This is a genomic window from Lentzea sp. NPDC003310, assembly GCF_040610935.1.
Classification (GTDB): domain Bacteria; phylum Actinomycetota; class Actinomycetes; order Mycobacteriales; family Pseudonocardiaceae; genus Lentzea.
On sequence record NZ_JBEXNC010000003.1, the window covers coordinates 88,419 to 101,358 of the forward strand.

Sequence of the window (12,940 nt, forward strand, 5' to 3'; positions counted from 1 at the left end):
CGACGGCCTTCAGCGCCACCGACTCGACCTGCACGGCGACCTCGTACGACCCCGGCGCCGTGCCCGCGGGCACCGACAGCGTCACCGGCACGGTCTTCTGCGTCGCCAGGTGCCGCGACACGATGACGAACGGCTTGGCGCCGCTCACCTTCCAGCCGGCCGGAGCGGTGACGACGGGACGCACCGTCGTCGCGCCGGGCGACTGCGCCAGCACGTCGAGCTGCAGTGTCAGCGACTGCTCGGACTCCGACGTCGGCACGACGATCTCGTTGCTGCGCAACGACGCCGAGAGCGCCCGGCGCAAGTCTTCCTTGCCGTCGTTGAGCGACGGCGGTTCGTCCCCGCGTCCGGTGCCCCACGACGACGGCTTCGACGACACCTCGTGCGTCAGCTTCCCCCCGCGCTGCAACGACGACCACGACAGCCAGGTCTTGCGGACGTCACGACCACCGAACGACACGCTCTTGATGTACCGGTTGGTGTCCGAGACACCCTTGGCGGACACGGTGAGCGTGCCGCCCTGCGAGCCGTACTGTCCGATTCGGACGGTCGCGGACTCGAACTGCGGTGAGGACAGCGCGAGGAAGTCCGCCCCGTTGAACGTCGGATAGATGCCGAGTGACGAGAAGACGTACCAGGCCGACATCGTGCCCAGGTCGTCGTTGCCCGTCATGCCGTCCGGACCGGTGGTGAACAACGTCATCGCCGCCCGCACGACCGTCGCGGTCTTCGACGGCGTGCCCGCCCACAGGTACATGTACGGCGCCAGCAGGTCGGGCTCGTTGTTCGGGTTGTAGGTGGGCTTGCCGTAGTAGTCGTACGGCTCGGTGATCCAGTCGCGCTTCGCCGTGCCCGCCGGGTCCAGGAGCAGCTTGTCGTACACGAAGAACGAGTCGAGCCGCTTCTCCGTCTCCTTGCGCCCGCCCATCAGCGACACCAGTCCGGCCGGGTCCTGCGGCACGAGCCACTGGTACTGGTAGGCGCCGCCCTCGTGGAACTGGTGCGCGGCGTCGACCGGGTTGTACGGCGCGAGCCACGTGCCGGCGGCGGTGCGCGGGCGGAACTGGCCGATCGAGGCGTCCCACAGGTTGCGGTACCACTGGCCGCGGTCCGCGAACATCCGCGCGTCGGCCTTCTTGCCGAGGCCCTTGGCCATCAGCGCGAGCGAGGCGTCGGCCGCCGAGTACTCGAGCGTCGCGGACGCCGGGTGCACGCAGTCGTTGTCGCCGCCCTTGTGCGCGCAGTCCTTGCCGAGCTCCAGGCCGGACGGGATGTAGCCGCGGTCCGCGTAGTAGGTGACACCCGACCGCCCGTTGTACGGCGAGTCGGCGGGCGGCAACGACGTCGCGTTGGCGCGCAGGAGCTGGTACGTCTCGTCCTCGTAGCCCTTCAGCAGCCCCTTGGACCAGGCCTCGACGAGGAACGGCGTGACCGGGTCGCCGGTCATGATGTTGGTCTCGGACGACGCCAGCGCCCAGCGCGGCAACCACCCGCCGTCACGCCCACTGGCCACGACGGACAGTGCGACGTCCCGGGCGACCTTCGGCTCCAGGATCTGCAGCAACTGGTTCTGCGGCCGGTACGTGTCCCACAGCGAGAAGTTCTGGTACGGCGTGTAGCCCGACGCCGTGCGCACCTTCCCGTCGAAGCCCGTGTACTTCCCGTCGACGTCGCCGGCGAGGTTCGGGTGCAGCACCGAGTGGTAGAGCGCGGTGTAGAAGGCGACCTGCCGGTCCCTCGTGCCGCCGGAGATCTTCACGGCGTCCAGCTGCTTGCGCCAGACGTCCTTCGCGCCCGCGACGACACCGTCGAAGTCGAAGGAGGGAGCCTCCGCCGCGAGGTTCTTCCGAGCGCCCTCGATGCCGGTGTAGGACAGGCCGAGCTTCAGCACGACATCGCGGTCGGCGGTCGCGTCGAACGTGACCCAGGCGCCGTTCCCGCCCGTGCCGGCGGCGTCGCGGACCCCCGGCGTGGGAACGCTCCCCCGCCACGCGCCGAAGGATGCGAACGGGCGGTCGAACGTCGCCGTGAAGTACACGGTGTGCTCGTCCTTGCCCGCGCAGAACCGGCCGTTGCGCACCCGGCCCTCGATCGTCCGGTCGCCGACGACGTGGATCTCCGAGTCCAGCACCGTCTGGTTCGACCGGCCGGTGTTGAACAGGACGTTGGCCGCGCCGCTCGACGGGAACGTGTAGCGCTGCCACCCGGTGCGCTGCGTCGCCGTGAGCTCGGCGTTCACGCCGTACCGGGACAGCCCGACGCGGTAGTAGCCCGGCTGCGCGGCTTCGTCCGAATGGCTGAACTCGGACTTGTAAGCGTTGAAGTCAACGTTGTCAACGGACCCGACCGTCGGCATCACCGGCAGCTCGCCCATGACGCCGCAGCCCACGCCCGACAGGTGGGTCTGCGAGAACCCGTAGATGGAGTTCGCCTTGTAGTCGTACCCGCCCTGACCCCCGGTGTCGGGGCTGACCTGCACCATTCCGAACGGCACCGAGGCGCCCGGGAAGGTGTTGCCGAAGTTCTGCGTCCCCACGAAGGGGTTCACCAACGACGATGGATCTTCCTGCGCCCGTGCCGCCTGGGCAGGAACTGTTAAGCCCAGTAACAGTCCGACTACAACCAGTCTCCGCATGGAAGGCAGTATTGTCCGATCGTCGCCGCCCCGACACCCATCGGAGGTCGGCGATGCGCGTTTTTGGCGCGGTGTTGCTGATTCTTGTCGCATTTTGTCAACCGGTGCAGGCCGCACCGGCCCTCGACACGGTCACCACGGCGAGCGTCTACGGGTGCCTGCGCACCAACGGCGCGGGGGTGTACGACGCGACGGTGAACAAGACGTTCGTGACGTACTCGGGGACCCGGCACGACATCTACGTCAAGGCGTTCGACCACGCCGCGGGCAGCTGGTCGGCGGCGGTCAGGGTGGCCGCGCTGAACCTGACGCACGACAACGCCTACCACGACTACCCGGTGCTCACGCAGCTCGGCGACGGCCGGCTCGCGGTCTTCCGCGCCACGCACACCACGTCGATGCAGCTCTACACCGCGCCCACGCCGCGGTCGATCACCGGCACGTGGACCGCGCGGACGATCAGCACCGACCGCAACACCTACCCGGAGCCGATCGTCACCGGGGCCACGATCCACCTGTTCTACAGCCACAACACGGACCTGTCCCACCCGTACCGCACGTACAAGATGATCAAGTCGACGGACAACGGCCGCACGTGGTCCGCGCCGCGCACGGTCATCGACTCGGGCCGCACCGCCGACCGGTACGCCGAGGTGTACGCGTTCGGCGTGACGCACCGCGACGGCCGCGTCTACCTCACCTGGTCGCTGCACGGCGGACCCAAGGGCCACAACGGGGGTGGCAAGAACATCTACGTGGCGTACCTCGACATGGCGTCCGGGAACCTGTTCACGGTCGGCGGCGCGTCGCTCGGCACGGTGATCGACTCGTCCGACACCGACAAGGCGCGTGTGGTCACGACGAACCCGACGGACCTGCCCGCCGACAAGACCCTGCCGGAGGAGAACCCGGTGACCGTGCCGCTGGCGGACGGCTCGCTCGTGCTCGGTTACGGCGTGCACACCAGCACCAGTGCGCGGATCGTGCTCTCGCGGTTCGCCGATGGCACCTGGACCTCCACGACGGTCGACACGTCGACGTCGTTGTTCAAGGACCTGGTGGCGACCGGGAGCGGCGTCGACTTCTCCTACGCGAGCGCGGATCGCCGGCGGCTGCTGGTGAAGTCGTGGACGCCAGGTGGGAGCGCGACCACCAAGCGCGACCTGGCGGTGCCGTACTCGGGTGGCGCCGACACGACGTTCTACGCGAACTTCGTGGAGAACCGGCCGAGCGACCTCATCGCCAACACGATCGACTACGAGACCCGCAAGTCCACCCACACCGGTGCGTGGCCGGTGTTCTCGATCAGGGCGTAATACCCGTGCGTGGGCATGACACCTGGAGTAAGCAGGTGTCATGCCCGTACAGCTCAACCACACCATCGTCCACGTCAGCGACCAGGACCACTCCGCCCGCTTCCTCACCGAGCTGCTCGGCCTGCCGGACCCGGTGCGCTACGGCCCGTTCCTCGTCGTCGAGGTCGCGAACGGCGTCTCCCTCGATTACATGACCGCCACCGGCCCCATCACGGGCCAGCACTACGCGTTCCTGGTGTCCGAGGAGGAGTTCGACCAGATCTTCGGCCGCATCCAGGAGCGCGGCCTCGACTACTGGGCCGACCCGTTCCACAGCCAGCCGGGACAGATCAACCGCAACGATGGCGGCCGCGGCGTCTACTGGGACGACCCGGACGGGCACGCGCTCGAGATCATCACCCGCCCGTACGGGTCCGGCAGCTGACGAACCGGTTCACGTACCTAAAAGGTATAGACCACCTCTTGTGCTCGGAGTACCCGGCCTGCCACCGTGAGAGCGGTAACACGCAGTGGCCGCCCTGACACTCCGAGGAGTTGGTCCCATGCTCAGGACCCGCGCCGCCGCCCTGTTCGTCGCGTTGATCGGCGTCTTCACGCTCGTTCAGCCGGCGACGGCGGCGCCCTTCATCGTCACCGAAGCCCAGTTCAACCGCATGTTCCCGTCCCGCAACAGCTTCTACACCTACGCCGGCCTGAAGAACGCGATGGCGACGTTCGGTTCGTTCGCGAACCAGGGCAGCGACACGGTGAAGAAGCAGGAGCTCGCGGCGTTCCTCGCCAACGTCTCGCACGAGACCGGCGGCCTGTACTACATCCGCGAGATCAACCAGAACGGCGACTACTGCGACGAGACCAAGCCCTACGGCTGCCCCTCACCCCAGAAGTACTACGGCCGCGGCCCGATCCAGCTGTCGTGGAACTTCAACTACAAGGCGGCGGGCGACTACCTCGGCCAGAACCTCCTGGGCAACCCGGAACTGGTCGCCACCAACGCCACCATCTCGTGGCGGACCGCGATCTGGTACTGGATGACGCAGAACGGTCCCGGCACCATGACCCCGCACAACGCGATGGTCAACTCGCGCGGCTTCGGCCAGACGATCCGCAGCATCAACGGTTCCCTGGAGTGCGACGGCCGCAACCCCGGCACGGTCGAGAGCCGCGTCTCGAAGTACCGCTCCTTCACCGGGATCATCGGCGTCGCAACAGGATCCAACCTGTACTGCTAGTCCGCGCAATACTGCGAGTGGCGAAAAAGGTCTAGACCCTTGACTGGTCTGGACCACTGGTGCCAACCTCAGCACTGTTCACATCCTTGATTCCTCGGATGCACCAAGACTCCAGGAGTGGGTGACCTTGCTGAAAAAACGCATCTTGGCGTCTCTCGCGGCAGGTGTGATGGCGGCTTCGCTGGCCGTCATCGCACCGACCGCGTCCTCACAGGCAGAAGTGTCCGCGCAGGCCTGCACCTTCACGGACTGGGTTCAGGGCGCGTGGTACACCGCCGGCTCGATCGTGAGATTCGAAGGCAACTACTACGTCGCCGAGCACGACAACCCGGGCTACAGCCCGACGGTCTCCACCTGGTACTGGGAGCCGACGAGCTGTGACGGCGGTGGTGGAGGTGGCGGCGGCGGCACCTGCACCAGCGCCACCGACTGGGTCGCCGGACGGCAGTACTACACCGGCAACATCGTGCGCTACAACGGTTCCTACTACATCGCCGAGCACGACAACCCCGGTTACGACCCGACCATCTCGACCTGGTTCTGGGAGCCGCACAACTGCGGTGGTGGCGGCGGAGGCGGCGGTGGCTTCCCCATCAGCGAGTCCCAGTTCAACAGCTTGTTCTCCGGTCGCAACAGCTTCTACACCTACCAGGGCTTCGTCGACGCGGCACGCACCATCCCCGCGTTCGGCACGTCCGGCAGCGACACGGTGAAGAAGCAGGAGGTCGCGGCGTTCCTCGCGAACACCGCGCACGAGACGGGCAACTTCGTCTACATCGAAGAGATCAACAAGAACAACGATCTCTGCGACGAGAGCCAGCCCTACGGCTGCCCGGCGGGCACCTACGCCTACTACGGCCGCGGTCCGATCCAGCTGTCGTGGAACTTCAACTACAAGGCCGCCGGTGACTACCTCGGCCTGAACCTGCTGCAGAACCCGTACCAGGTGGCGCAGAACTCCACCACCGCGTGGCGGACGGCGATCTGGTACTGGATGACGCAGCGCGGCCCCGGCTCGATGACCGCGCACGACGCGATGGTCAACGGCGCCGGATTCGGCCAGACGATCCGCAGCATCAACGGTTCCCTGGAGTGCGACGGCCGCAACCCGGCGCAGGTCCAGAGCCGCGTCAACAACTACAACCGGATCACCGGCGTCATCGGTGTGACCCCCGGTGGGAACCTCTACTGCTAGTGGTCGTCCTGACTAGGACTTGAGTCGTCCTAGTTCGGTCATAGCTTCACTGCATGACCATGGAGCTCACCGATCTGCTGCACGAACTGAACGACCAGCGCAGGACGTTCCGCGTCACCGTGCGGGGGCTCACCCCGGCCGACGCGGTGAAGCGGACGACGGTCAGCACGCTCACGCTGGGTGGGTTGCTCAAGCACCTCACCTGGTGTGAGCGCGGCTGGACGCACATCCTGACCGAGCAGCCACTCCCTCCGCCCGGCATGCTGGACTTCGACCAGTACACCTGGACGGGTGGGGACTTCGGCGAGTTGCTCGCCTCCTACGACGAAGCGGTGCGCCGGACCGACGAGGCCCTGCGCACCGCTTCGCTCGACAAGCTCGTGCCACTCCCCAGCGCCCCCTGGGACCCGGACCCGCAGCCGATGTCGATCCGCCGGATCGTGCTGCACCTCATCCGGGAGACCGCCCAGCACGCGGGCCACGCGGACATCATCCGCGAGTCGCTCGACGGTCAGTCGACCACGGCGCACCTCTACGAGTGACCGCCCTCAGGCGGCCAGCTGCTCCTTCACCTGCGCGAGCGACGGGTTCGTCAGCGCCGCGCCGTTCGGGAAGTGGACCGTGGGCACCGTGCGGTTGCCGCCGTTGACCTCCATCACGAAGTCGGCCGCGCCCGGCGTCTCCTCGATGTTGATCTCGACGTACTCGATCCCTTCGCGGTCGAGCGAGCTCTTCAGGATCCGGCAGTAGCCGCACCACGAGGTCGAGTAGACGGTCAGCTGGTCGGGAGCCATCAGGCGCACTCCTCGTCGAGGATCGGACAACGTCACCAGTGTGAACGCCGCACCAGGGGCGCTTCTTCCCGGGCCAGGGGAGACGCGCCCCTCACTCGTCCGGCGCAGTCCGCGGCGATCGTCAGACAATCGTCAGGTCAATTCTCCGCACGGCGGGTGAGCATGGTTCGCGCGCGTCCGAAGATTTCGGCCGTGCAATTCGTCGTACATTCCTGCGCGCACTACCGGAATATGGGGTCACCCGATCGGCGGCCCGTCACCACGCAGGGTTTCCGATATCGTCGGATTTCCGCCGCCGCTACCGAAGTCATGACAAGAAAGGCTGGCCATGCTGAAAACGGTGGCGGCTGCTGCCCTCGCGTTGTCCGCGATCCTCACCGCGCCCGCGCACGCAGCACCCGATGTTCCCGATTTCGTGACGATCGACGTCGTCACCGTGAACGGTTCCGGCTGTCCCGCCGGCACCGCGGCCGTCGCGGCCGCGGACGACCGCACGGCGTTCACGGTCACCTACAGCCAGTACCTCGCCCAGGCCGGCCAGGGCTCCGGCCCCACCGACTTCCGGAAGAACTGCCAGCTCAACATCAAGGTGAGCTACCCGCAGGGCTTCACGTTCGGCATCGCCCAGGCCGACTACCGCGGCTTCGCGAACCTCCAGCAGGGGGCCACAGGCACGGAAAGAGGGAACTACTACTTCCAGGGCATGTCGCAGGGCGCGAGCCGCACCCACACGTTCACCGGCCCGAAGAGCGACAACTGGCAGGCGACCGACCGCGCGACCGTCTCGGAAATCGTCTACGCCCCGTGCGGAGAAGTGCGGCACCTGAACATCAACACGGAACTGCGCGTGAACGCGGGAACCGCGTCGAAGGCGAACAGCTTCATGACGATGGATTCCACGGACAGCAGCGTGAGCACGAAGTACCAGTTCTCCTGGAAGCGCTGCTGACGAGGCACCGATAACCGCCGCCCGTTCATTCTGCGGACAACCCCGACGGAAAGGTGCCCCATGCTCAACACACTGGCCGCGGCCGCGCTCGCGATGTCGACGATCATCATCCCGCCCGGCGGCGCCCCCGGCGACACCCCGCCGCCGGACCACATCACCATCGACGTCGTGACGATCAACGGCTCAGGCTGCCGGGCAGGCACGGCGGCGGTGGCCGTCAGCCCGGACAACAAGGCGTTCACCGTCACCTACAGCGAGTTCATGGCGCAGGTCGGCCCCCAGGCCCTGCCGACCGACTTCCGCAAGAACTGCCAGCTGAACCTGCGCGTCAACGTGCCGTCCGGCTTCACCTACGGCATCTCGTCCACGGACTACCGCGGCTTCGCGCACCTCGAACGCGGCGCCACCGCCCTGGAGAAGGCGAACTACTACTTCCAGGGCATGTCGCAGACGGAGTACAAGCAGCACAACTACCGCGGCCCGTTCAGCGACGACTGGCAGGCGACGGACACGACCGACGTGGCCGCCATCGTCTACCACCCGTGCGGCGAGAAGCGGAACTTCAACATCAACACGGAGCTGCGGGTCATGGCGGGCACGTCCGACCCGAAGAAGGTCACCAGTTTCATCGCGATGGACTCGACGGACGGGTCGATCGAGACGACGTACCACTTCGCCTGGAAGGTCTGTCCTCCCAAGCCGTAGTTCCACGCCAGGTGCCGGGCATTCCGCCGACGGGGTGCCCGGCACGCCCTTCCCCAGGGCGTCATGAGGCGCGACGATGGATCATCGTGAGCAACGACCTGACCCGCGACCTCCGGCAGGCCCTGGCCGACGAGCAGGGCCGCGAGCCGAAGCTGGACGTCGCGCACAGGATCGCGGTGCTGCTGGGCGACGACGACGCCGTGTACGTCGACGCCGGGCACCACCGCTCCCGCAAGACGACCTGGTGGACCGGTGTCGTCCTCACCGAGGACCGCGTGATCCACGCGTCCGCGTACCTGCCGGACGACCTGAAGCCGATCGCGACGGTCGCGACCTGGGCCCGTCGCACGCTGATCTCCGCGGAGATCGAGGAGCGGATCGCCCTGCCGGACGCCACCCAGGCCGAGCGGAACTCGGCCTCCACCTGGTCGGCCGCCGGACCCGAGTGGCCGAAGGGCGCCGTGCTGAGCCTGACCTACCCGGCCGCGAAACTGGTCCTGCCGCTGCGCCAGGACGCCGAGGCCCGGCAGCAGTTCCGGCACCTGCTGCCCGACCTGCTCGCGGACGTCACCCGCTGACGCTCAGATCAGGAACCGGTACGCCGTCGACCCCGGCTCCACGTGCTGGATCTTGAGCGGCGACTCCTTCATCCGGCCCCACAGCAGGTCGTAGTCCTCCCGCCGGCCCAGCTCGATGCACACCAGCGCGGCACCGGTCTCCCGGTTGTCCCGCTTCATGTACTCGAACTGCACGATGTCGTCGTCCTTGCCCAGCACGTCGTCCAGGAACCGCCGCAGCGCCCCCGGCTCCTGCGGGAACTCGACGAGGAACCAGTGCTTGAGGCCGCGGTGGATCATCGACCGCTCGACGATCTCGGCGTAGCGCGACACGTCGTTGTTGCCGCCGGAGAGCAGGCACACCACCGTCGAGTCGGGCGCGACGGAGATCTCCTCCAGCAGCGCGGCCGAGGCCAGGGCGCCCGCGGGCTCCGCGATGATGCCGTCGATCTGGTACAGCTCCAGCATCTCCGTGCACACCGCGCCCTCGGCGACGGTCAGCAGTTCGGCGCCGGAGTCGCGGACCATCGGGAACGTCACGTCGCCCGCGCGGCGGACCGCGGCGCCGTCGACGAACGAGTCCACCTCCGGCAGGGTGACGGGGCCGCCGGCGTGGATCGCGGCGATCATCGAGGCGGCGCCGGCCGGCTCCACACCGACGATGCGGGTGCGCGGGAAGCGCTCCTTGAACCACGTGCCGACGCCGGAGAGCAGGCCTCCGCCGCCGATGGGCACCACGACGACGTCGGGGGCGCCGCCGAGCTGCTGCACGATCTCCAGGCCGACGGTGCCCTGGCCCGCGACCGTGCGGCGGTCGTCGAAGGCCGGGACCAGCGTGGCGCCGGTCGCCACGGCGTACTCCTTGGCGAGCGCGGCCGCGTCGTCGTAGGTGTCGCCGTCGACGACGAGCTGGACCATGCCCTGGCCCAGGGCGGCGATGCGGTCGCGCTTCTGGCGCGGCGTGGTCCGCGGCACGTGCACGCGGCCCTCGATGCCGAGGCGGCGGCAGGCGTAGGCCATGCCCTGGCCGTGGTTGCCGGCCGAGGCGCAGACGGCGCCACCGAAGGCGAACTCGGTCTGGCAGAGCAGGTTGAACGCGCCGCGCAGCTTGTACGAGCGGCCCACCTGCAGGTCCTCGCGCTTGAACCACACGCGGGCGCCGGTCCGCTCGGACAGCCGCTGGTTCACCTCGAGCGGCGTGGTGCGGGCGACTCCACCGAGCCGGGCTGCGGCCGCGGACACCTCATCAGCGAAGGACATGTCAATACATCTTCCGTGAACGACTCGGGTCTGGCACGCGTACCCCTAGAAGGAAGGGGGCGGTGCCCGTGTTTCGCCTTGTGGGCGTGCTATCGCTGCTCATGTTGCTCTCCGCGGTCCCCGCGCACGCCCACGGCGCGCCCACCGACCCCGCGAGCAGGGCTTTCCTGTGTTCACCTGGTCAGCCCACAGCATCATCCTCGCCGTGCCGCAGCGCCATCGCGGCGGGGTTGCCGTCCACGGAGTGGGACAACATCCGGCTGCCGAACGTGCGCGGCCTCGACGCGCAGAAGGTCCCGGACGGCCGGCTGTGCAGTGCCGGCCTCGCCAAGTACGCCGGTCTCGACCTGCCGAGCGCCGAGTGGCCCGTGACGAAGCTCAAGGACACCGGCTTCACCTACCGGGCGACGATCCCGCACCAGGGCTCGTTCCGGTTCTACGTGACGCGCGACGGCTACACGCCGACCCGGCCGCTGCGGTGGGCCGACCTCGACCAGTTCCTGAACGTGCCCTCTCCCCCGCTCGTGAACGGCTCGTACGAGTTTAAGGTCCAGCTGCCGAAGAACCGCACGGGACGCCACCTCCTCTACACGGTGTGGCAGAACACGGACACGCCCGACACCTACTACTCGTGCACGGACGTCGAGATCGCCGCACCGGCCGCACCCGCTGCACCGCCGACGGCCCAGCAGGCTCCCGCCGCCGCACCGCCCACGCGGGCCACCCCGCCGAGCCGGAGCACGCCACCCTCGACCAAGCCGTCCGCGCCGGCCTCCAGCATCCCGAAGGCCGTTCCCGTTGCGTCCAGCAGCGAACAACCTCCCTCGGACGCCACGAGGTTCGGCATGGCGGCCGTGGTCGCGGCCCTGGGCGGGCTCGCCGTGCTCGGCGGCTTCCTGTTGTGGCGCAAAAGAATTCTGTGAACGTACCGGTCCCCAACAGGTCTAGACCTTCTCTACGATGATCTTCGGGCGCGCAACCCCTGCTACACGAAGGTGTGTACCCGAATGGCCCGAAAACTGTTGGCGTTGCTGGCAATGCTCGCCGCCACCCTCGTCCCGGTTTCTCTCTCGGCACCGATCTCGGCACAAGCGGCACCGTTCAAGGTCCTCGCGTTCTACAACGGGACCTGGGACGCGGCGCACATCGCGTTCGTCAAGGAAGCCAACCCGTGGCTCACCCGCGCGGGACAGGAGAACGGCTTCACCTACGAGTCCACCACCGACTGGAACAGGCTGAACACCCTGACCCCGGCCCAGGCGCAGGTCGTGGTCTTCCTCGACGACGCGCCCACCGGGTCCGCCGCGCGTGCGGGCTTCCAGCGCTACATCGAGGCGGGAGGCGGCTTCTTCGGCTTCCACGTCAGCGCGTTCACCCAGAACGCGAACGAGTGGTCCTGGTACCACAACACGTTCCTGGCGAAGGGCAACTTCGTCAGCAACACGTGGGGCCCGACCACGGCCGTGCTGAAGGTCGAGACCCGCAGCCACCCCTCGACCCTGCGCCTGCCGGAGAAGTTCACGTCGGCGGTCAGCGAGTGGTACAGCTGGGACCGCGACCTGCGGCAGAACCCGAACATCCAGGTGCTGGCGAGCGTCGACCCGTCGAGCTTCCCGCTCGGCACCGACCCGAACCAGCAGTGGCGCTCGGGCTACTACCCGATCATGTGGACCAACAAGAACTACAAGATGATCTACGCGAACTTCGGCCACAACGCCATGGACTACGCGGCGAACCGGCCGCTGTCGTCCACGTTCGCGAGCGCCACGCAGAACGACTTCCTGATCGACAGCCTGCTCTGGCTGGGCGGTGGCGGCACCCCGCCGCCGCAGGGCGAGTGGAAGACGATCACCAACCGCGGCAACGGCAAGTGCGTCGACGCCGCGGCGGCGGGACTGGCCAACGGCACCGTCATCCAGCAGTACGCGTGCAACGGCACCACGGCGCAGAACTTCCGCGTCGTGGCGACGACGGACGGCTACTCGCGCGTCGAGTACCGCAACGACCCGAACAAGGTGCTCGACGTGAGCGACGTGTCCACCGCGGACAACGCCGGCATCCACCTGTGGGACAACTTCGGCGCCACCAACCAGCAGTGGCGGGTCACCACCGGTTCCGACGGCTACTCGACGCTCACCGCGCGGCACTCCGGCAAGTGCCTGAGCGCCTCGACCGGCACCGGTGACGGCGTGCGACTGGTGCAGCTGACCTGCAACGGTTCCTCGGCGCAGAGCTTCAAGATCGGCTGATTCCCACTGCGCGAAACACGTTCAACCGGCCGGGTCCCGGCCGGTTGAATG

Annotated in this window: 12 protein-coding genes and 1 pseudogene; 10 read left to right on the top strand and 3 right to left on the bottom strand. The window is 67.9% G+C overall.

From position 1 onward, the window contains the following. Window positions 1-373: 373 nt before the first annotated feature. A pseudogene (locus ABZX02_RS05665) lies at window positions 374-2,728 on the bottom strand (GH92 family glycosyl hydrolase); the annotation flags it as partial. An 11-nt stretch (window positions 2,729-2,739) separates the two neighbouring features. Between ABZX02_RS05665 and ABZX02_RS05670 the strand changes: the two are divergent. From ABZX02_RS05670 to ABZX02_RS05690, 5 genes are all read left to right on the top strand, one after another. Continuing rightward, complete coding sequence (locus ABZX02_RS05670; RefSeq protein WP_355295168.1) at window positions 2,740-3,951, top strand: BNR-4 repeat-containing protein; 1,212 nt, start codon at window positions 2,740-2,742, stop codon at window positions 3,949-3,951. Between the two features lie 40 nt (window positions 3,952-3,991). Beyond that, the gene (locus ABZX02_RS05675; protein WP_355295170.1) at window positions 3,992-4,375 is read left to right on the top strand and encodes a VOC family protein; all 384 of its coding nucleotides are present in this window, start codon (window positions 3,992-3,994) and stop codon (window positions 4,373-4,375) included. Window positions 4,376-4,493: 118 nt separating this feature from the next. Next, on the top strand, window positions 4,494-5,180 hold the full coding sequence (locus tag ABZX02_RS05680) for a chitinase (RefSeq protein ID WP_355295171.1): 687 nt from the start codon (window positions 4,494-4,496) through the stop codon (window positions 5,178-5,180). 169 nt (window positions 5,181-5,349) lie between these two features. After that, window positions 5,350-6,375, top strand: a complete 1,026-nt coding sequence (locus ABZX02_RS05685; protein WP_355295173.1) for a glycoside hydrolase family 19 protein — start codon at window positions 5,350-5,352, stop codon at window positions 6,373-6,375. A gap of 53 nt (window positions 6,376-6,428) precedes the next feature. Further along, on the top strand, window positions 6,429-6,917 hold the full coding sequence (locus ABZX02_RS05690) for a DinB family protein (protein ID WP_355295174.1): 489 nt from the start codon (window positions 6,429-6,431) through the stop codon (window positions 6,915-6,917). 6 nt (window positions 6,918-6,923) lie between these two features. Here ABZX02_RS05690 and ABZX02_RS05695 read toward each other — a convergent pair whose 3' ends face one another. Beyond that, window positions 6,924-7,169, bottom strand: coding sequence for a mycoredoxin (locus ABZX02_RS05695; protein WP_090069138.1), 246 nt, complete (start codon window positions 7,167-7,169; stop codon window positions 6,924-6,926). A 328-nt stretch (window positions 7,170-7,497) separates the two neighbouring features. Between ABZX02_RS05695 and ABZX02_RS05700 the strand changes: the two genes are divergently transcribed. From ABZX02_RS05700 to ABZX02_RS05710, 3 genes are all read left to right on the top strand, one after another. Continuing rightward, window positions 7,498-8,118: a DUF4360 domain-containing protein gene (locus ABZX02_RS05700; protein ID WP_355295177.1), complete on the top strand. Its 621-nt coding sequence runs from the start codon at window positions 7,498-7,500 to the stop codon at window positions 8,116-8,118. Window positions 8,119-8,178: 60 nt separating this feature from the next. Next, complete coding sequence (locus tag ABZX02_RS05705; protein ID WP_355295179.1) at window positions 8,179-8,823, top strand: DUF4360 domain-containing protein; 645 nt, start codon at window positions 8,179-8,181, stop codon at window positions 8,821-8,823. 86 nt (window positions 8,824-8,909) lie between these two features. After that, entirely contained in the window at window positions 8,910-9,401 is a 492-nt protein-coding gene (locus tag ABZX02_RS05710) for a hypothetical protein (RefSeq protein ID WP_355295181.1), read from the top strand. A gap of 3 nt (window positions 9,402-9,404) precedes the next feature. On the opposite strand, the gene ilvA is transcribed toward ABZX02_RS05710, so the two are convergent. Continuing rightward, window positions 9,405-10,640, bottom strand: a complete 1,236-nt coding sequence (gene ilvA, locus ABZX02_RS05715) for a threonine ammonia-lyase IlvA (protein ID WP_355295182.1) — start codon at window positions 10,638-10,640, stop codon at window positions 9,405-9,407. A gap of 86 nt (window positions 10,641-10,726) precedes the next feature. On the opposite strand from ilvA, the gene ABZX02_RS05720 reads away from it, so the two are divergent. After that, entirely contained in the window at window positions 10,727-11,563 is an 837-nt protein-coding gene (locus tag ABZX02_RS05720; RefSeq protein ID WP_355295184.1) for a lytic polysaccharide monooxygenase, read from the top strand. Between the two features lie 84 nt (window positions 11,564-11,647). Continuing rightward, a complete protein-coding gene (locus ABZX02_RS05725; protein WP_355295186.1) occupies window positions 11,648-12,889 on the top strand; it encodes a ThuA domain-containing protein in 1,242 nt (413 codons plus the stop codon). Window positions 12,890-12,940: the final 51 nt, after the last annotated feature.